Genomic DNA, 17,599 nt, shown 5'->3' on the forward strand with positions numbered 1-17,599 from the left:
CGCCGACGCGCTCGTCCCCGAGCGCCGCCCGCGGTCAGGCGGACGCGCTCACGGGCGTCCCCGTGGCGGCCGGGACCGCCGCGACGATGTCCTCCACCCGCTGCTTCGCGTCGCCGAAGAGCATCGCCGTGTTCTGCCGGAAGAACAGCGGGTTCTGCACGCCGGCGTAGCCCGTGGCCATGGAGCGCTTGAACACGACCACCTGCTTGGCCTTCCACACCTCGAGCACCGGCATGCCGGCGATGGGCGAGCCCGGGTCCTCGGCGGCCGGGTTGACGGTGTCGTTGGCGCCGATGACCAGCACGACGTCGGTGCTCGCGAGGTCGTCGTTGATCTCGTCCATCTCCAGGACGAGGTCGTAGGGCACCTTCGCCTCGGCCAGCAGCACGTTCATGTGACCGGGCAGGCGGCCCGCGACGGGGTGCACGCCGAACCGCACCCCGACGCCCTGCGCCCGCAGCCGGCTGACGAGCTCCGCGACCGGGTACTGCGCCTTCGCGACCGCCATGCCGTAGCCCGGCGTGATGACCACGCTCCGCGCCCCGACGAGCATCCGGGCGACCTCGGCCGCCGTGACCTCGCGGTGCTCGCCGACCTCCTCGTCGCCCGAGGCCGCGGTCCCGGCCTCCACGCCGTACCCGCCGAGGATGACGGAGACGAAGGAGCGGTTCATGGCCGTGCACATGAGGTAGGACAGGATCGCGCCGGAGGACCCGACGAGGGCGCCGGTGATGATGAGCAGGTTGTTGCCGAGCATGAAGCCGGCGGCCGCCGCGGCCCACCCCGAGTACGAGTTGAGCATCGACACGACGACCGGCATGTCGCCGCCGCCGATCGATGCGACGAGGTGCCACCCCAGGGCCAGCGCGACCACGGTCAGCAGCAGCAGCGGCACCAGCGACGGCGCGGCGACGAACCACCCGACGAGCACGGCGCACACGACGAGCGCGCCGGCGTTGAGCAGGTTGCGCCCGGGCAGGGTCAGCGGCGCGCTCCTGATCCGCGCGGCGAGCTTGAGGTAGGCCACCACGGACCCCGTGAGCGTGACCGCACCGATGAGCACGCCGAGGCCCACCTCGACGAGGTGGACCACGTCGGCCTCCTCCGTCAGGTAGGAGTTGATCCCGACGAGCACGGCCGCCGCGCCGACGAACGAGTGCAGCACCGCGATCAGCTCGGGCATCTGCGTCATCTCCACGGTGCGCGCGCGCCAGGTGCCGACGACGGCCCCCACGGCGAACACCAACGCGATGAGCAGCAGCGTCACCGGGACGGGGCGCTCGGACACGTCCACCGCGAGCGCGACGGTGGCGACGAGCGCGAGGGCCATCCCGGCCATCCCGAGCAGGTTGCCGCGGCGGGCCGTCGCCTGCTGCGAGAGCCCCGCGAGCGACAGGACGAAGCACACGGCGGCGACGAGGTACAGGCCCTGGGCGAGGGACGAGAGCGTCATCACGCCTCCTTCCGGAACATGCCGAGCATGCGGTAGGCGACGAGGAAGCCGCCGACGATGTTGATGGAGGCCACCGCGGCGGCGACGAACGCCAGCGACGTGACGACCCACGAGTCGGACCCCAGCTGCAGCAGCGCGCCGACGAGGATGATCCCCGAGACGGCGTTCGTCTGGGCCATGAGCGGCGTGTGCAACGAGTGCGACACGTGCGAGATGACGTAGTACCCGACGATCACGGCGAGCACGAACACGGTCAGGTACCCGGCGAAGGCCGGCGGCGACACGGCGACGGCCAGCGCGACGAGCACGGCCGCGAGCCCGGCCAGCACCGCCCGGCGACGCCCGGCCGCCGCCTCGCGCGCCGCCCGCGCGGAAGGGTCGACGGCCGGGTCGGCGGTCGGCGTCACCCCGGGCGCCGCACCCGCCACCGCGCTCGTCGCCGCGCTCGTCGCCGCACCCGCCACCGCGCTCGTCGCCGAGGCGGTCACCGGCGCCGCCGACACCTGCACCGGCGGCGGCGGCCACAGCACCTCCCCGCCGTGCGCGACCGTCATGCCGCGCAGCACCGGGTCCTCCAGGTCGAGCACCAGCACGCCGTCCTTGCCGGGCGTGAGGAGCTTGAGCAGGTTGACGACGTTGGTGCCGACCAGCTGCGAGGTGTGCGCCGGCATCCGGCTCGTCAGGTCGGTGTACCCGAGGACGACGACGCCGTTCTCCGAGACGTACCGCTCCCCGGGGACGGTGAGCTCGCAGTTGCCGCCGCCCGACGCCGCCAGGTCGACGACGACGGACCCGGGCCGCATGGCCGCGACCATCTCCGCGGTGATCGTCGTCGGGGCCGTGCCGCGCACCAGCGCCGTCGTGATGACGACGTCCGCCCGGGCGCTCTCCTCCGCGTACATCGCCGCGGTCAGCGCCTCCTGCTCCGCGGTCAGCGCCGCCGCGTACCCGTCCGCGGAGACGGCCTGCTGGGCCGCCCGCGCCTGGACGAACGTCGCCCCCATCGACTCGATCTGCTCGCCCACCTCGGGCCGGACGTCGAAGGCCCGCACCTGCGCGCCCAGGCTGCCCGCCGCGCCGATCGCGGCGAGGCCCGCGACACCGGCCCCGATGACGAACACGGTGGCCGGGGCCGTCTTCCCGGCGGCGGTGACCTGGCCGGTGAACATGCCGCCGTACTCGGCCGCCGCCTCGATGACCGCGCGGTACCCGGCGACGTTCGACATCGTCGAGAGCACGTCCAGCGCCTGCGCCCGGGAGATGCGCGGCACGGCGTCCAGCGCCAGCGCCGTGACGCCCTGCGCGGCCAGCCGCTCGACGAGCGCGGGCCGCGCCGCCGGTGCCAGCATCGACACGAGCGTGGTCCCCGGACGCAGGGCCGCCAGCCGGTCCTCCGACGGCACCCCGACGGTCGTCACCACGTCAGCGCCGAGCACCGCGTCGACGTCCGCCACGCGCGCACCGGCGGCCGCGTACGCCTCGTCGGGGTGCGTCGCCCCGGCGCCCGCACCGCGCTCCACGACCACCTCGTACCCCAGCGCCACCAGCTGCGCCACCGTGCGCGGGGTGGCGCTGACGAGCCGTTCTCCGGGTCGTGACTCCCGTGGGACGCCGATCCTCATGCCTGCTCCTCGTCGTCGAGCCGGCGGCGGCTCCCGCGCCGCGCCGGTTGGAAAGCGCTTGCCGCACTCTAGCGGGCGGCGACCCCCCGCAGGAAGAGCGTCCCACCGACCGGGGACACGGGACATGACGTCGGTCCTGCCCGTGCCCCCGCCCGGTCGGCTACACGATCGGCTAGGCGGTCGGCCAGGCGGTCGGCCAGGCGGTCGGCTACGCGGCGGCTACCCGGTGGGCTGCGCGCTCGGCTGCGCGTTCGTCCCCGCCTCCGCCGTCCCGACCAGCCCCGCCGCGTTCGTCGGCGCCACCACCCGCAGGCGCGTGATGCGGCGCCGGTCGACCGCCACGACCTCGAGCCGCGCGGCGTCCTCGTCGCCGGCGGGCACGACGTCCCCGACCCGCGCCAGCCGTCCGAGCCGCCACAGCACGTACCCCGCCGCGGTCTCGTACGGACCCTCGGGCACGACGACGCCCGTGCGCTCGGCCAGCTCCTCGATGGTGATGCCGGCGTCCACCGACCCCGTCGTGCGGGACACGGGCGAGGCCTCGGCGTCGTACTCGTCGCGGATCTCCCCGACGAGCTCCTCGACGAGGTCCTCGAGCGTGACGATGCCGTCGGTGCCGCCGTACTCGTCGACGACGACGGCGAGGTGCACGCCCTCGCGGCGCATGGTGGCCATCGTCGTCAGCACCCGGTTCGTCGACGGGGCCGCGAGGACCGGCCGGACGAGGTCGCGCACGGTCGCGCCGGCGGGCGAGGGCACGAGCAGGTCCCGCACGTGCAGGAAGCCCAGCACGTCGTCGAAGTCCTCCCCGGTCACGGGGTAGCGCGAGTACGGCAGGGCCGCCACCTGCTCGCGCGCGGTCGTGACGGGCAGGTCGGCGGCGAGGAACGCGACCTCGCCGCGCGGGCGCATGACCTCCTTGACCGACCGGTCCGAGGCGTCGAACACGTCGGCGACGATGCGCCGCTCCGCCTCCGGCAGGTCCCGGTGGGTGACGACGAGGTCCCGCAGCTCCTCGTTCGTCATCTCCTCCGAGCGCGCGGAGGGGTCCCCGCCGAAGAGCCGCACGACGGCGTCGGTGGACACCGACAGCAGCCAGATCACCGGCCGCATGGCCTGCGCGAACCGGTCCAGCGGGGGCCCGACCAGCCGCGCGACGGCGGCCGACCGCTGCAGCGCGATGCGCTTGGGCACGAGCTCGCCGAGCACGAGGGACAGGAACGCGACGACGAGCGTCAGCGCGACCAGCGCGACCGTCTGCGCGAGCCCCTCGGGCAGGCCGAGCCCGACGAGGACCGGTGCGAGGTCGGGCGCCAGCGTCGAGGCGCCGTAGGCCGCGGAGAAGAACCCGGCGACGGTCACGCCGATCTGCACCGCGGCGAGGAAGCGGTTGGGGTCGCGGGCCACCGCCGCGACCTTGGCGCCGCGGCCGCCGTCGCGCTCGAGCTGGCGCAGCTGGCTCTCCCGCAGGGAGACGAGCGCGAGCTCCGTGCCGGCGAAGACGCCGCCGACGACGATGAAGACGAGGACCAGCCCGAGGTTGGTCAGGGTGCCGGAGTCCATCAGTGCCCACCCCCCGTGGCACGCGCACCGGGCGCGCGGCGGGACGGGGGGTGGCCGGGACTCGCAGAGGGATCGCTCACGCCCGGGCACAACGCCGGACGCCCTCCGCGGGTTCCCCGAGGGGCGCGACCCCTCCTCGCGTCAGCGCACCGGGCGCGGGCGGTGCCGCAGCGGCAGCCACACGGCGACCGCCATGAGCAGCATCGCCAGGGGCACGTGCACGGCGGTCAGCGAGGCCGCGCCGGCGTCCGCCATGAGCGACCCGAGCACGTACTCCAGCACGAGGAGGGCGACGAGCACGACGGTCCCGACGACGAGGTCGCGGCGGGCCTTGAGCTTCGTCACCGCGAGCACGAGCGCGGCGACCGAGACCAGCAGCGTGACGTCCGCCCCGCGGGCGTGGACGAACTCCCACGTGTCCGCGGACTGCCCGCCGCCGCCCCAGGCCGCCATGAACAGCCCCGCCCACAGGCCCTGCAGCAGGATCCCGAGGGAGGCGATGCCGACGAGGGCGCCGTACGCCTTGTTGGTGACGGGGGCGGGGGCCGGGCCGGTGGTCGAGCCCGTGGCCGGACCCGTGGACGCGCTGGTCATGGCCACATCCTGGCACCGCCGGCCGCCCGGGGGGCGGTGCGCGGTCCCGGCGCGCCCGCCCGAGGACGCCGTCCGACGGCGCTCGGCCGTTCAGGGGACGTCCCCCGCTGCCGATGAGGGGGGTGGTTCCGCATGTCCAGGGGAGGACCCATGCACGCAGCAGCCGTGCGACCCACCGGGGTCGAGCGCACCTTCGACCCCGGTGGGATCATCGTCACCAAGACCGACCTGCAGGGTCGGCTCACGTACGCCAACGACGTGTTCCTGCGCGTCTCGGCGCTGCGCGAGGACGAGGCGATCGGCAAGCCGCACAACCTCATCCGGCACCCCGACATGCCGCGCGCGGTGTTCGGGCTGCTCTGGGAGCGCATCGTCGCCGGGCAGGAGATCTTCGCCTACGTGGTGAACCTCGCCGCCGACGGCGCCCACTACTGGGTCCTCGCGCACGTGACGCCGTCGCTCTCGCCGGCCGGCACGGTCGTCGGCTACCACTCGAACCGCCGGGTGCCCACGCGCGCGGCGCTCGACCACGTGCAGCCGCTGTACCGGGCGCTCGTCGCCGCGGAGCGGCAGCAGGGGGCGGCACGCGACGCCGTCGTCGCGGGCCGGGCCGCGCTGGACACGCACCTGTCCACCGCCGGGCAGGACTACGACGAGATGGTGTGGGCCCTCGCGGGCTCGCAGGGATGGTGAGGGCACGATGACCAGGACGCTGCGCCCCCGGGCCGGCAGCACGGCCCGCGCCGCCGAGGACGCGACCGCCGCGGTCGTGGCCGAGATCCGGCGCGTCATGCAGGCCGCCGCGCTCGGCGACCTCGAGGTGCGCGTCGCGCACGTCGACGGCATGGAGGACGTCGCCGGCCTGTGCGAGACGCGGCAGGCGGTCAACCGCCTCCTCGACCGCACCGACGCCTTCACCCGGGAGGCCGGCGCCTCGCTGGCGGCCGCGTCGGAGGGCCGGTACTACCGGGAGTTCCTGCCGACCGGCATGACCGGGGCCTTCAAGCACGGGGCGACGACGATCAACGCCGCCCGCCGGCGCATGGCCGAGAGCCAGGCGGCCATCGACGCGGCCGCCGCCGAGCGGCTCGCCACGGCCGACGCCTTCGAGGGCACGGTCATGGCGCTGGCCGAGCAGCTCGCCGCCGCAGCGGTGGAGATGAGCGCGTCGGCGGCGAGCCTGGCGGGCAACGCCGGCAACGCGGTGGCCGAGGCCAGCGGCACCCTCGCGGCGGTCGGGCAGCTCGACGGCACGGCGCGCGAGATCGGGGCCGTCGTCGACCTCATCGCGCGCATCGCGTCGCAGACCCGGCTCCTCGCGCTCAACGCGACGATCGAGGCCGCGCGCGCCGGGGAGGACGGGCGCGGCTTCGCGGTCGTCGCGCAGGAGGTCAAGTCCCTCGCGGACAGCACCGGCACCTCCACGGAGCGCATCACCGCGCAGGTGAGGTCGCTGCAGTCCGCGGTCGCGGGCATGACGTCGACGATCGAGCACCTCGGCCAGACGATGGACGAGATGGACCGCATGGTCGCGGCGATCGCCGAGGCCGTGGACTCCGGGCAGTCCGGCGCCGGCGACCACGCGCAGGGCCAGGGCCTCGCGCAGATGGCCGAGGTGCTGCGCACGGAGGCGCTGGACGTGCTCCACGCCATGCGGCGCGGGTGAGACTCCGCACCGAGCTGCAGAGAGCTGCACCGAGCTGCACCGGCCCTGTCCCGACCCTGTCCCGACCCCGCACGACGACGACCGCCGCCCGGCACCTCGCGAGGTGCCGGGCGGCGGTCGTCGTGCTGCGCGCGCAGGTCCGTCTCGGCAGGGCGCCTCAGCGGGTGGCGCCGACGAGGGCGCGGGCCGCCGTGGCCGGCCGCAGGCCGCGCAGGCCGGCCGCACCGGACGAGAGGGCGGCCCGCAGGTCGGCCGGCGCCGGCAGCCACGGCACGGCGGCCGCGGTGCGCGGGTCGGAGCCGTAGGCCAGCAGCGTGAGGAACACGCCGTAGACCGGCAGGTGCCCGATCGCCTCGGTCGTGCCGAACAGCAGCAGCGTCGCGTTGAACGGCACCATGGCGACGAGCACCGCGACCTGCGGGATCGCGCCGGACAGGACCAGCGCCCCGAAGAGCAGCTCGACCGTGCCCGCGACCACGATGAACACGTCGACCGGCACCTGCAGGCCGACGAGGGCGAAGACGTCGAGCTGGGGGAACTGCTCGAGCGTCTCGCGGGCCAGCGCGGGGTTCGTGAACTTCTCCGAGAACGCCAGGGTGACCAGCGCCGTCGCGACGCCCAGCCGCAGGAGCAGCAGGGCCCACCGCTCGCGGCGCGCGTCGGCCTCGACCCGGCCGAAGGCGGCGTCGGACGGCGGCAGGACCGCGAGGAACGCGGCGATCCCGACGACGTCGGCCGCCTCGAGCAGCGCCACCGGCCCCGAGGTGACGGCGGTGGCCGGGCCGAGGAGGGCGACGAGCAGCGCGGCGGCGCGCAGCCGGACGCCGGAGATGAGCCAGATGCCGATGGCCGCCTCGACGACGCCGGCGAACGCCCCGCCGGGCACGTCGTCGAGGTGCGTCGAGGGCGCCAGGAACCTGCCCGTCACCGCGAACGCGAGCAGCGAGACGCCGAGGTGCACGGCCAGCAGCCGCGGCACGTAGGGCGTCAGCCGGCCGACCGGCGCCAGGACCCGCAGCTCGGGGCGGGGCAGCAGCCGCGCCGCCCACCGCCACGCGAGCGCCACGACGACCACGAGCGCCGTCAGCGCCAGCGGCAGCGGGCGCAGGAAGAACGACCACTCGCCGCCGGGCTGGTTCTCGGAGAACCAGCGCTCGTGGGCGGAGGCGGGCAGGGCGGTCAGCGCGACGAGCAGCGCCGTGGCGCCGAGCGTGCGGCGGACCCGGCGGCCGGCGGTGCGGTGGGCCGTGGGGCCGGTCGTCGGGCGGAGGTGGTCGGTCGGGCGGGTCATGGTCGTTCCTCAGGTGTGGGGGTCCCCGAGCGGGTGCCGTCTCTCGGCCCCCGTACGATCGCGCGGTCCCGTGCACGGGTGACGGGACGTACGTCCCTGCCACGGTGCCCGGGCAGGTCGAGCCGCCGGTCGGACGGCGGAGGGCCGGGTGAAAAGGGGCCCACGACCTGTGTCGGGGCCCGTCCGCGGCGGAGGATCAGGACGGCCACCCGACGCCACGCCACCACCGCCGCTGGAGACCCATGACCGAGCCCCGCCCCCGTCCCGACCGACGCCGGACGGTCGCCGGGCTCCTGACCGGCGCGGCACTCGGCGCCGTGCTCGTCGTGGGCACGGTCGTCGTGCTCGGCGACGAGGCGCCCTGGCGCACCTCCGCGACCGGGACCACGCCAGCCCCTGCGACAGGAGAGGCCGGCGGCGGCGCGACGGACGGCAGCGCCCCCGCCGGCACGGACGGCAGCACGGACGACAGCACGGGCGAGAGCACGGACGACAGCACGGGCGAGAGCACGGACGACAGCACGGGCGAGAGCACGGACGACAGCACGGACGACGCCACCGCCGGCGTCACCGCCGACTCCCCGACCAACCCCGACCCCGCCACGTTCCGTCCCCTCACCGACGTCGACTGCGCCGCCATCGAGGCGCGCGCCGTGGCCCTGTCGGCCGAGCAGGCCACCGACGGACGCACCCTCACCGCGGTCACGGGCAGCACGGCGACCACCGACCACCGCGCGGACTACGCCGTGCCCGCCGCGGACGGTCGCTCGGTCGTCCTCGTCTGCAGCGGCACCGGCGTCTGGAGCGACGGCGCGACCTCCGCCCTGACGACCACGCTGTCGATCGACGCCTCCGGCGCGCTCTTCGTCGGCTACCGCTGACGCCCGCGGGGCTCCCGCTTCCCGCACCGTCACCTCTTGACACCCTCTCCTGCTCACTGGTTCATTAGTGGAGTAACGAACCACTGAACCAGGAGGGCGCCGCGTGCTCGACGACAGCCGCCCGATCTTCGTGCAGGTCGCCGAGCGCATCGCCGGCGACGTCCTCGACGGCACGCTCCCCGAGGGGAGCCAGGTGCCGTCGACCACCGAGCTGTCGGCCTTCCTCCGCATCAACCCGGCCACCGTGGCCAAGGGGATGGCCGAGCTCGTCGCGACCGGGGTGCTCCACAAGAGGAGGGGGATCGGGATGTTCGTGTCCGAGGGGGCGCGGGCGCGGCTGCAGGAGCAGCGGCGGGCCGCGTTCGTCGACGAGTTCGTCGCGCCGCTCGTGCGGGAGGCGGGCCGGCTGGGCCTCGCGCCCGACGAGGTCGCGCGTCTGGTGGTCGACGCCACGCGCGGGGCGGGGGCGGTCCGATGAGCACCGGCCCGAGCACCGGCCCGAGCACCGGCACCCGCACCGGAGCGAGCACCGACGTCGCGATCGCGACGTCCGGGCTGACGCGCAGCTACGGCGCCACCACGGCGCTCGAGGGCGCCACGCTCGCGCTCGAGGCGGGGCGCGTCCACGGCCTGCTGGGCCGCAACGGCGCCGGCAAGACGACCCTCCTACGGCTCCTCACCGGTCTCGACCGCCCGACGGCCGGCACGGCCCGGCTGCTCGGGGAGGACCCGTTCGAGAACCCGCGCCTGGCCGGCCGGTTCTGCTTCGTCAAGGAGTCGCAGGTCTACCCGGAGAGCTTCCGCGTGCACCACGTCCTGCGCGCCGCGTCCCTGCTGTTCCCGCGGTGGGACGACGACCGCGCCGCCGAGCTGGTGGACCGGTTCGCGCTGCCGACCCGGCGGCCGGTGAAGAAGCTGTCGCGCGGCATGACCTCGGCGCTCGGCGTCGTCGTCGGGCTGGCCGCACGCGCGGAGGTCACGCTGTTCGACGAGCCCTACCTCGGCCTCGACGCCGTGGCCCGGCAGCTGTTCTACGACGCGCTGCTCGAGGAGGTCGCGCTCGAGCCGCGCACGGTGGTGCTCTCGACGCACCTCATCGACGAGGTCGACCACCTGCTCGAGCGGGTCGTCGTCGTCGACCACGGCCGCGTCGTCCTCGACGCGGACGCCGACGAGGTGCGCGGCAGCGCGGTGGAGGTCACGGGGCCGTCCGCGGCCGTCGACGCCTTCACCGGCGGCCGGCGCCTGCTGCGGCGGGAGGTGCTGGGCGGGACCGCCCGCGCCACCGTGGCGACCCGCGCCACCCGGGAGGAGCGCGCCCGTGCCGACAGGCTGGGCGTGGACCTCGCGCCCGTGTCCCTGCAGCAGGTCGTCGTCGGGCTGACCACCGCCGCCGAACCGGCCCGTCCCCTCCAGGAGGTCCTGCGATGAGCGCCACCCTCGCCACCGCCCCCGTGCGGCTGCCCGCCCACCGCGCGCTGACCGTCGCCCGCGTGCAGGCGATGGACGCCGTCAACGTCCTCGTCCTGCCCTGGGTGGTCCTCGGGAGCGCCCTCGTCATCAACCTGCTCGTCTGGGTCCTCGTCGAGGGTGCGGCCGAGGGCGGCACCGGCGGCATCAGCAGCCTGTACGGCTACTCGATGGCGATGGTCGCCGTGCTGGTGAGCCGGGGCTTCCCCTACCTCGTCGGCATGGGCGTGACCCGACGGTCGTTCCTGGGCGGCACCGCGCTGATGCTGCTGGCCTACGCCGCGGTCAGCAGCCTGGCGCTGACGGCGCTCCACGGGCTGGAGGCGCTCACCGACGGCTTCGGCCTCGGCGGCCGGTTCTTCCGCGTCGCCTGGTTCACCGAGGTGCCCGCGTGGCAGCTGCCCGTGGTGTACGCGCTGCCCATGGTGTTCGCCGCCGGGCTCACCCTGCCCTTCGCCGCCGCGTACCTGCGCTGGCGGGCGACCGGGATCGTCACGCTCCTGGCCGCGACCGCGCTGCTGGTCGTCGTGGGGCTGTGGGCCGTCGGGCGGGTGGACGGCTGGGCCGGGCTCTTCGCCTGGTTCGGCTCGCTCGGGCCCCTGGTGCTGTCGACGCTGCTGGCGCTCGTCGGCGTGCTCGCCGGCGCCGGCGCGTGGCTCGTCCTGCGCCGCGCCCCCGCCTGACGTCAGCCCTCGGCGGCCGCCGCGCGGGCGGCGTCCTGCACGGCGCCGTCGACGGGCTCGCCCTCGCCGCCCGTGACGTACCACTGGCAGCCGATCGACGAGGCCTCGTCGAGGCAGGCCAGGACGAGCGCGGCGACGTCCTCCCGCTCGACGTGGCCGCCGCCCGGCTCGGTCGTCAACGTCACGCGACCGCTGCCGGGCCCGTCGCCGAGCGGCCCCGGGCGCAGGATCGTCCAGTCGAGGTCGGTGCCGCGCAGGTGCTCGTCGGCCCGGGCCTTGGCGTCGACGTACGCCGCCCAGGAGGGGTCGGCGTCGGGGCCGGCCGGCGTCTCGATGCCCGCGGCGGAGATCTGCACGTAGCGCCGCACGCCGGCGGCCGTCGCCGCGTCGGCCAGCAGCACGGACCCGCCCAGGTCGACGGTCTGCTTGCGCTCGGGGCCCGACCCCGGGCCGGCACCCGCCGCGAAGACCACGGCGTCGACGCCCGTCAGCGAGGCAGCCAGCGACGCGGCGTCCCCCGCCTCCACGTCGAACAGCACCGCCTCCGCACCCGCCGCCTCGAGCTCGGCCACCTGCTCCGCCGTGCGGACCACGCCTCGCGGGACGTCGCCGCGGGCGAGCAGCAGCCGGACGAGGTGCCGGCCGATCTTCCCGGCGGCTCCGACGACGACGACCGTGGACATGGGACCTCCGGGGGGCTGCGGACGCATCGAGCACGTCGACGCTAGGCGTCCGGCCCCGCGACCGCACCCGCTGCGGGGACCGCCGGCGGCCCGACCCCCAGCCGGGCGGCGAGCGCCATGGCGTCGACGGGTGCGCGCACCTTCACGTCGTTGTCGAAGTAGACGTGCACGTCCCGCGGCTGATCGGCGGCGGGCGGCGCCACCCGCGGCCCGTCCGGCGGCGGCGTGCCCGTCGACCAGGCCCGCACCTTCGCCGCCCAGGCGTCCACCGCCTCGTCGTCGTAGCCCGACACGTACAGCTCGCTGCTGCCGTGCAGCCGGACGTACACGTGGTCCGAGGTGAGGTCCTCCAGGTGCGGCCAGCGGCCGGCGGTGTCGGCGACGACGAGCGCGACGTCGTGCCGGCGCAGCAGCTCGACGAACGCCGGCGTGACGAAGGTGCCGTGCCGGACCTCGAGCGCGTGCCGGACGGGCCGGTCGGCGTCGGTGACGGTCAGCGCCCGTCCGTCGAGGCGCTCGTCGTGCCGCTCCGCGAGCGCCGCAGCCGCGGTCGTCGAGCGCGGCAGCAGGTCGAAGAAGGCCGCCAGCCGCGCCTCGTCGTAGCCGAGGGTGGGCGGGAGCTGCCAGAGCACCGGGCCCAGGCGGTCGCCCAGCGCCAGCACCCCGGAGGCGAAGAAGTTGGCCAGCGGCGTCGCGACGTCCGCCAGCTTCTTCATGTGCGTGACGAAGCGGGGCCCCTTGACCGAGAACACGAAGCCCTCGGGCGTCTGCGCGCGCCACGCCCGGTACGAGTCGGGCCGCTGCAGCGCGTAGAACGAGCCGTTGATCTCCACCGAGCCCAGCCGGCTCGCCGCGTGCGCGAGCTCGAGCCGCTGCGGCAGGCCGCGCGGGTAGAACACCCCGCGCCACGGCGCGTACCGCCACCCCGAGATCCCCACGTGCACCGCCACGCGCCCAGCCTGGCGTGCGGACGCCGGCGCCGCCCGGGCGCACGACGACGGCCGGCCGCCCACGGGGGGCGACCGGCCGTCGGAGGCGTCGTGCAGGCTGGCGTCAGCCGCCGATCTTCTCGTCGACGGTCTTCTCCGTCGTCTCGATCTTCTCGCTGTGCCCGCCGCCGGTCTTCTGGTCCACGGCGTCGCCGGCCTTGTCGATCCCGGCGTCGCTGGCCTTCTCGGTGATGTCGTCGATGCCCATGACGGACTCCCTCTGCTCGCTCCGGTTGCGGGTGCCGCGGCGCCCGCGCGCCGCCGGTCCGGCAGCGCTCGTCGTGCCCCGCCAGTGTTCGTCAGGCGACGGCCGCCCGCACGTCGGCGCACAGGGTGCCCACGACCCGCGGCACGACCTGCACACGCGCGCGCGGCTCGCCATGCTGGGACCACCGAGCGGGGAGGCAGCGGTGGAGCAGGCGGGGCAGGACGACGGGCGACGGGACGTCCGTGCGGACGGGCGGGCCGACGACCGGGCTGACGGATCGGCCGACGGACGGGTCCGGACCGTCGTCGTGACGGGCGGAGCCGGGCGGATCGGGACGTACCTGCGGCGGGCCGACGGCGGCCTCGCGGCGCGGGGCTGGCGGCTGCGGCTGCTCGACGTCACGGCGCCCGACGAGCTGCGCGAGGACGAGATTGCGTACACCGCGGACCTGTCGGACGAGGAGTGCCGCGACGCCCTCGACGGGGCGATGACCGGTGCCGACGCCGTGGTGCACCTGGCCGGGATCCCGACGGAGGACACGTGGACGCGCGTGCGGCGCGCGAACATCGACGGCACCTACCGCGTGCTGGAGTCGGCCCGGCGGTGCGGCGTGCGCCGCGTCGTGCTCGCGAGCTCCAACCACGCCGTCGGCTTCTACCCGACCGATGCGCAGGCACCCGTCGACGCGGCGCCACGCCCCGACTCCTACTACGGGGTCTCGAAGGTGGCCGTCGAGGCGCTGGGCAGCCTGTACGCCGACCGCTACGGCCTGGCGGTCGTGTCCCTGCGCATCGGCCTGTGCACCGACGGCCCGGGCACCACGTTCGACCTCGGCATCTGGCTGAGCCCCGCCGACGCCGTGCGGCTGGTGCACGCCGCGCTCACCGGCCCGGTGGGTGCGGCGGTGGGTGCGGCAGGCGGCGCGACGGGCGGTGCCGCAGGTGGTGCCGCGGGGGGTGGCCAGGTCGTCGCCTACGGCATCTCCGCCAACACCCGTGCCTGGTGGGACCTCACGAGCGCCCGCGCCCTCGGGTACGAGCCGCGCGACGACGCCGAGGTCTTCGCCGACCGCGTCGTGGCGTACGAGGGCCCGCCCGGGGTCCTCGGGCACGGCATGGTCGACACGGACCCGCACGCGGCCACGGGGCGTCGGCCGTGACCCGGCGCGACGTCCTCCCGACCGTCGGCGCCGACCGCTCCCCGGGCGCGCGGCGGCACCGCACCCTGCTCGCGTCCGCCGTCGTCCTGGCGGCGCTCACCGCGTGCTCGTCGGAGGAGGGCACCGACGTCCCCGCCCCGCCCGCGGCGGGTGCGGTGCTCGACGTGTCCGAGGTCCTCACCGCCGACGAGGAGCGCGCGGTGTCCGAGCTCGTGGACGCCGAGAACGCGCGCACGGACGCCGCCCGGGTCGCCGTGCTGCTCGTGCCCTCCGCCGACGGCGACCTCGAGGACTACGCCCGCGAGGTCGCCACGCGCTGGGGCGTCGGGGACGAGGGCGCCGACAACGGCGTGCTCGTCGTCGCCGCGACCGACGACCGCGAGCTGCGCGTCGAGGTCGCGGACGGGGTGCGCGACCGCTTCGACGACGACGAGGCCGCGACCGTCGTCGAGGACGTGCTCGCCCCCGCCTTCGGCGACGAGCGCTACGCCGAGGGGCTCACCGCTGCCGTCGTGGCGGTCTACACGTACGCCGAGGGGGGGACGCCGCCCGCTCCTGCGTCGGAGCCGACGAACTGGGCCGTCCTGGGGGCCTGGATCGGGGGCGCCGGGCTGCTGGTCGGCGGGCTGGTGGCGTGGCTGGTGGGCGACCGCCGTCGTCGGCACCGGCTCGCCGACGGGGAGATCGCCGCCGCCCGCGAGCAGGACCCCGGCTTCGACCTGACCGACGAGCAGCGCGCCGCCTACCGCCGCTACCGGTACCACCGTCGCGGCTCCGACGCGGTGTCCAACCCCGGCGCGTGGCTCCCGCTGTACGTCGCCAACCCCGCGCTGTGGTCGGGCGGCAGCCAGGGGTCGTCGTCGGGCGGCGGGTCCTCGTTCGGCGGCGGCGGCGGCTTCAGCGGCGGCGGCGCGTCCGGCGGGTACTGACCGCCGGCCGGCGTCGTCCCGCCGTCGCGCGGGGACGCCGGGCGTGAGGCGGCGTCACCCGTGAGATCGGGGTGGTCGTAGGGGTGCCGACGGGGAGCACCCCCGACGTGGGGCCGGGGTGCTGCGCGGCACGGTGGGGCCGTGGCGGTCGCACGACCGCCGGTCGAACCGGACCCACCTCCAGGAGCCAGCATGTCCACGCACGCCCCCGTCCCGCCCGCCCCCGCCGACTCGTCCGGGGCGCTGCCCTCCGGCACCGGCCCGTCCGCAGCGCCCGGCGCCTTCCCGACCGCAGCCCCCGGCGCGTTCCCGTCCGCGGCGCCCGGCGCCGCGACGTCGGGGTGGCAGGGCGGATCCCGACCTGCGCCGCGGAGCGGCACCGCCGTCACCGCCCTCGTCGTCGGGCTGCTCGCACTCCTCGGCTGCCTCGTCCCCGTGCTGAACCTCGGCTCCGTCGGCCTCGGTCTCGCCGCCGTCGTGCTCGGCCTGGTCGCCCTGCGCCGGCTCGTCCCTCCGACGACCGGCCGGGGCATGGCCATCGCCGGCATCGTCACCGGCGCGATCGGCCTCGTCGTGGCGGCGGCGATGTGGGTCGTCCTCGTCGCCCTGGGCGCGAGCGTCGACGAGGGCGACCTGGAGTCCTTCGCGGAGGACCTCTCCGTCGGCGCCGCCGCGTCCTACGACTGCGCGACCCTGGGCGACGAGGCCGTCGGCGTCTCCGCCACGGAGGCGGCCGCCGGCGATCCGACGCTGCTCGCCGTCACCGAGGCCGTCGTCGTGGAGGACCACCGCACCGCCCTCACCCTGCCGACCGACGGCGAGGAGGCCCTCGTCCTGTCCTGCCGGGGCACCGCCACGTGGAGCGACGGCACGACGACCCCGGTGCTCACCGAGCTCACCATCGACACGGACGGCGGCCTCTACGCGGCGTACACCCAGGAGTGACGTTCCCGACGCACCGCAGCGGCCCGCGCCGGGCGTCCCCTGCGCGGGCCGTAGTCGTCGCGCCGACCACCACGGCTGCCGCCCACCCGCGGCCCACGTTCACCCCGTCGTCACCGACGACCCCTTGCGTGCTCGGCGGACGATCTCCACCGTGACCCTGACGACGGAGGAGAGACGTCCTCCGTCCGGACGGGAGGAGCGCACCATGGGCCGCATCACGGTCGGCACCGAGAACTCGCTCGACATCGAGCTGCACTACGAGGACAAGGGCACCGGTCAGCCGGTCCTGCTCATCCACGGGTTCCCGCTCGACGGGAACTCGTGGGAGGGCCAGACCGCCGCCCTCCTCGAGGCCGGCTACCGCGTCGTCACCTACGACCGGCGCGGCTTCGGCCGCAGCAGCCAGCCCTCGGTCGGGTACGACTACGACACCTTCGCCGCCGACCTGCACACCCTGCTCGAGACCCTCGACCTGCGGGACGTCGTCCTCGTCGGGTTCTCCATGGGTACCGGCGAGGTGGCCCGCTACCTCTCCCGGTACGGGTCCGGACGGGTCGCCAAGGCCGCGTTCCTCGCCTCCCTGGAGCCGTACCTGGAGATCACCGAGGACAACCCCGACGGCGCCGCGCCCCTCTCGTTCTTCGAGGACATCGCGGCAGCCGTCAGAAAGGACCGCTACGCGTACTTCACCGAGTTCTACCGGGGCTTCTTCAACCTGGACGAGAACCTCGGCTCGCGCATCAGCGAGGAGCAGGTCCGCCACGCGTGGGACGTCGCGGCCGGCTCCGGCGCCGTCGCCTCCGCCGCCGCGCCGCTGACGTGGCCGACTGACTTCCGGGCCGACATCCCGCGGGTCGACGTCCCCGCGCTCATCGTCCACGGCACCGCCGACGCCATCCTGCCGATCGACGCCACGGGCCGCCGGTTCGCCGCCGCCCTGCCCTCGGCCCGGTACGTGGAGATCGACGGCGCCCCGCACGGCCTCCTCACCACGCACACCCGTGAGGTCAACGAGGTGCTGCTCTCGTTCCTCGCGAGCTGAGCCGCCGGTCCACCGTCGTCGAGCGCGGCCGGACGGCACGGAGGCACGGACGGCCGATTCCCCTGCCCTGGTGGAAGAGAGCCCGTGAACGACGAAAGGCCACCCCGTGTCGGGGTGGCCTTTCGTGGTAATGGTTGTCCGGCGGCGTCCTACTCTCCCACACCCTGGCGGGTGCAGTACCATCGGCGCTGGTGGGCTTAGCTTCCGGGTTCGGAATGGGACCGGGCGTTTCCCCACCGCTATGACCGCCGTAACGGGGTCGAACCTGGCACCCCGCGCACCCGGCCACGTGGTGGTGGCGGGTGGGGGTGGGTCGTGGTTCGGGAACCGCACAGTGGACGCGTAGCAGTGAATGGTGTGAGCAAGCTGTCGGCTGATTAGTACCGGTCAGCTGCGGCAGTCGTTGGTCCTGCCTTCCACA

Annotated in this window: 18 protein-coding genes and 1 rRNA gene; 10 read left to right on the forward strand and 9 right to left on the reverse strand. The window is 75.5% G+C overall.

Annotated features, from left to right (window positions below):
• Nucleotides 1–34: 34 nt before the first annotated feature.
• From pntB to BM048_RS16140, 4 genes are all read right to left on the reverse strand, one after another.
• Nucleotides 35–1,453 carry a Re/Si-specific NAD(P)(+) transhydrogenase subunit beta gene (pntB, locus tag BM048_RS16125; protein ID WP_090034624.1) on the reverse strand — a complete coding sequence of 473 codons (1,419 nt, stop codon included), beginning with the start codon at nucleotides 1,451–1,453 and terminating at the stop codon, nucleotides 35–37.
• Complete coding sequence (locus BM048_RS16130) at nucleotides 1,453–3,075, reverse strand: Re/Si-specific NAD(P)(+) transhydrogenase subunit alpha (RefSeq protein WP_090034626.1); 1,623 nt, start codon at nucleotides 3,073–3,075, stop codon at nucleotides 1,453–1,455. The genes pntB and BM048_RS16130 overlap by 1 nt, the downstream gene beginning before the upstream one ends.
• Before the next feature lie 219 nt (nucleotides 3,076–3,294).
• Nucleotides 3,295–4,638 (reverse strand): hemolysin family protein, encoded by a 1,344-nt coding sequence (locus BM048_RS16135; RefSeq protein ID WP_090034629.1) that lies wholly within the window; start codon nucleotides 4,636–4,638, stop codon nucleotides 3,295–3,297.
• Between the two features lie 141 nt (nucleotides 4,639–4,779).
• A complete protein-coding gene (locus BM048_RS16140; protein WP_090034631.1) occupies nucleotides 4,780–5,232 on the reverse strand; it encodes a hypothetical protein in 453 nt (150 codons plus the stop codon).
• Between the two features lie 150 nt (nucleotides 5,233–5,382).
• Here BM048_RS16140 and BM048_RS16145 point away from each other — a divergent pair, with 150 nt between their 5' ends.
• Both BM048_RS16145 and BM048_RS16150 read left to right on the forward strand, forming a co-directional pair.
• Complete coding sequence (locus BM048_RS16145; RefSeq protein WP_090034633.1) at nucleotides 5,383–5,925, forward strand: PAS domain-containing protein; 543 nt, start codon at nucleotides 5,383–5,385, stop codon at nucleotides 5,923–5,925.
• Between the two features lie 7 nt (nucleotides 5,926–5,932).
• Nucleotides 5,933–6,898, forward strand: a complete 966-nt coding sequence (locus BM048_RS16150) for a methyl-accepting chemotaxis protein (protein WP_090034636.1) — start codon at nucleotides 5,933–5,935, stop codon at nucleotides 6,896–6,898.
• Between the two features lie 157 nt (nucleotides 6,899–7,055).
• Here BM048_RS16150 and BM048_RS16155 read toward each other — a convergent pair whose 3' ends face one another.
• Nucleotides 7,056–8,189 (reverse strand): hypothetical protein, encoded by a 1,134-nt coding sequence (locus tag BM048_RS16155; protein WP_090034639.1) that lies wholly within the window; start codon nucleotides 8,187–8,189, stop codon nucleotides 7,056–7,058.
• Nucleotides 8,190–8,431: 242 nt separating this feature from the next.
• On the opposite strand from BM048_RS16155, the gene BM048_RS18985 reads away from it, so the two are divergent.
• The 4 genes from BM048_RS18985 (at nucleotide 8,432) to BM048_RS16175 (ending at nucleotide 11,223) form a co-directional block, all read left to right on the forward strand.
• Nucleotides 8,432–9,070, forward strand: a complete 639-nt coding sequence (locus tag BM048_RS18985; protein WP_090034640.1) for a hypothetical protein — start codon at nucleotides 8,432–8,434, stop codon at nucleotides 9,068–9,070.
• 103 nt (nucleotides 9,071–9,173) lie between these two features.
• Nucleotides 9,174–9,548, forward strand: a complete 375-nt coding sequence (locus BM048_RS16165) for a GntR family transcriptional regulator (RefSeq protein ID WP_090034643.1) — start codon at nucleotides 9,174–9,176, stop codon at nucleotides 9,546–9,548.
• Complete coding sequence (locus BM048_RS16170; protein ID WP_090034644.1) at nucleotides 9,545–10,501, forward strand: ATP-binding cassette domain-containing protein; 957 nt, start codon at nucleotides 9,545–9,547, stop codon at nucleotides 10,499–10,501. The genes BM048_RS16165 and BM048_RS16170 overlap by 4 nt, the downstream gene beginning before the upstream one ends.
• Complete coding sequence (locus tag BM048_RS16175) at nucleotides 10,498–11,223, forward strand: hypothetical protein (RefSeq protein WP_090034647.1); 726 nt, start codon at nucleotides 10,498–10,500, stop codon at nucleotides 11,221–11,223. Before BM048_RS16170 ends, BM048_RS16175 begins: the two co-directional genes overlap by 4 nt.
• A 2-nt stretch (nucleotides 11,224–11,225) precedes the next feature.
• Here BM048_RS16175 and BM048_RS16180 read toward each other — a convergent pair whose 3' ends face one another.
• The 3 genes from BM048_RS16180 to BM048_RS17975 form a co-directional block, all read right to left on the reverse strand.
• Nucleotides 11,226–11,906, reverse strand: a complete 681-nt coding sequence (locus tag BM048_RS16180; RefSeq protein WP_090034650.1) for an SDR family oxidoreductase — start codon at nucleotides 11,904–11,906, stop codon at nucleotides 11,226–11,228.
• Between the two features lie 41 nt (nucleotides 11,907–11,947).
• Nucleotides 11,948–12,856 (reverse strand): DUF72 domain-containing protein, encoded by a 909-nt coding sequence (locus tag BM048_RS16185; protein ID WP_203709004.1) that lies wholly within the window; start codon nucleotides 12,854–12,856, stop codon nucleotides 11,948–11,950.
• Nucleotides 12,857–12,959: 103 nt separating this feature from the next.
• Complete coding sequence (locus tag BM048_RS17975) at nucleotides 12,960–13,103, reverse strand: antitoxin (protein WP_139224506.1); 144 nt, start codon at nucleotides 13,101–13,103, stop codon at nucleotides 12,960–12,962.
• Between BM048_RS17975 and BM048_RS16195 the strand changes: the two genes are divergently transcribed.
• The 4 genes from BM048_RS16195 to BM048_RS16210 all read left to right on the forward strand — a co-directional run bounded on the left by BM048_RS16195 (nucleotide 13,102) and on the right by BM048_RS16210 (nucleotide 17,178).
• Nucleotides 13,102–14,262: an NAD-dependent epimerase/dehydratase family protein gene (locus BM048_RS16195; protein ID WP_239079070.1), complete on the forward strand. Its 1,161-nt coding sequence runs from the start codon at nucleotides 13,102–13,104 to the stop codon at nucleotides 14,260–14,262. The genes BM048_RS17975 and BM048_RS16195 overlap by 2 nt on opposite strands.
• Nucleotides 14,259–15,191, forward strand: a complete 933-nt coding sequence (locus tag BM048_RS16200; protein ID WP_090034655.1) for a TPM domain-containing protein — start codon at nucleotides 14,259–14,261, stop codon at nucleotides 15,189–15,191. Before BM048_RS16195 ends, BM048_RS16200 begins: the two co-directional genes overlap by 4 nt.
• 192 nt (nucleotides 15,192–15,383) lie before the next feature.
• Nucleotides 15,384–16,136 (forward strand): DUF4190 domain-containing protein, encoded by a 753-nt coding sequence (locus tag BM048_RS16205; protein WP_090034658.1) that lies wholly within the window; start codon nucleotides 15,384–15,386, stop codon nucleotides 16,134–16,136.
• Between the two features lie 205 nt (nucleotides 16,137–16,341).
• Nucleotides 16,342–17,178 carry an alpha/beta fold hydrolase gene (locus BM048_RS16210; protein ID WP_090034660.1) on the forward strand — a complete coding sequence of 279 codons (837 nt, stop codon included), beginning with the start codon at nucleotides 16,342–16,344 and terminating at the stop codon, nucleotides 17,176–17,178.
• Between the two features lie 136 nt (nucleotides 17,179–17,314).
• Here BM048_RS16210 and rrf read toward each other — a convergent pair.
• A 5S ribosomal RNA gene (gene rrf, locus BM048_RS16215) occupies nucleotides 17,315–17,431 on the reverse strand.
• Nucleotides 17,432–17,599 lie beyond the last annotated feature (168 nt).

The sequence above is a fragment of the Cellulomonas marina genome (genome assembly GCF_900111925.1).
Taxonomy (GTDB): domain Bacteria; phylum Actinomycetota; class Actinomycetes; order Actinomycetales; family Cellulomonadaceae; genus Cellulomonas; species Cellulomonas marina.

Excerpts from the sequence above, each read along its gene's own strand:
- BM048_RS16195 (WP_239079070.1), top strand. The coding sequence starts at position 13,102 with ATGACGGACTCCCTCTGCTCGCTCCGGTTGCGGGTGCCGCGGCGCCCG.
- BM048_RS16145 (WP_090034633.1), top strand. The coding sequence starts at position 5,383 with ATGCACGCAGCAGCCGTGCGACCCACCGGGGTCGAGCGCACCTTCGAC.
- BM048_RS17975 (WP_139224506.1), bottom strand. The coding sequence starts at position 13,103 with ATGGGCATCGACGACATCACCGAGAAGGCCAGCGACGCCGGGATCGAC.
- BM048_RS16135 (WP_090034629.1), bottom strand. The coding sequence starts at position 4,638 with ATGGACTCCGGCACCCTGACCAACCTCGGGCTGGTCCTCGTCTTCATC.
- pntB (WP_090034624.1), bottom strand. The coding sequence starts at position 1,453 with ATGACGCTCTCGTCCCTCGCCCAGGGCCTGTACCTCGTCGCCGCCGTG.
- BM048_RS16170 (WP_090034644.1), top strand. The coding sequence starts at position 9,545 with ATGAGCACCGGCCCGAGCACCGGCCCGAGCACCGGCACCCGCACCGGA.
- BM048_RS16155 (WP_090034639.1), bottom strand. The coding sequence starts at position 8,189 with ATGACCCGCCCGACCGACCACCTCCGCCCGACGACCGGCCCCACGGCC.
- BM048_RS16150 (WP_090034636.1), top strand. The coding sequence starts at position 5,933 with ATGACCAGGACGCTGCGCCCCCGGGCCGGCAGCACGGCCCGCGCCGCC.
- BM048_RS16210 (WP_090034660.1), top strand. The coding sequence starts at position 16,342 with ATGGGCCGCATCACGGTCGGCACCGAGAACTCGCTCGACATCGAGCTG.
- BM048_RS16130 (WP_090034626.1), bottom strand. The coding sequence starts at position 3,075 with ATGAGGATCGGCGTCCCACGGGAGTCACGACCCGGAGAACGGCTCGTC.
- BM048_RS16140 (WP_090034631.1), bottom strand. The coding sequence starts at position 5,232 with ATGACCAGCGCGTCCACGGGTCCGGCCACGGGCTCGACCACCGGCCCG.
- BM048_RS18985 (WP_090034640.1), top strand. The coding sequence starts at position 8,432 with ATGACCGAGCCCCGCCCCCGTCCCGACCGACGCCGGACGGTCGCCGGG.
- BM048_RS16180 (WP_090034650.1), bottom strand. The coding sequence starts at position 11,906 with ATGTCCACGGTCGTCGTCGTCGGAGCCGCCGGGAAGATCGGCCGGCAC.
- BM048_RS16175 (WP_090034647.1), top strand. The coding sequence starts at position 10,498 with ATGAGCGCCACCCTCGCCACCGCCCCCGTGCGGCTGCCCGCCCACCGC.
- BM048_RS16205 (WP_090034658.1), top strand. The coding sequence starts at position 15,384 with ATGTCCACGCACGCCCCCGTCCCGCCCGCCCCCGCCGACTCGTCCGGG.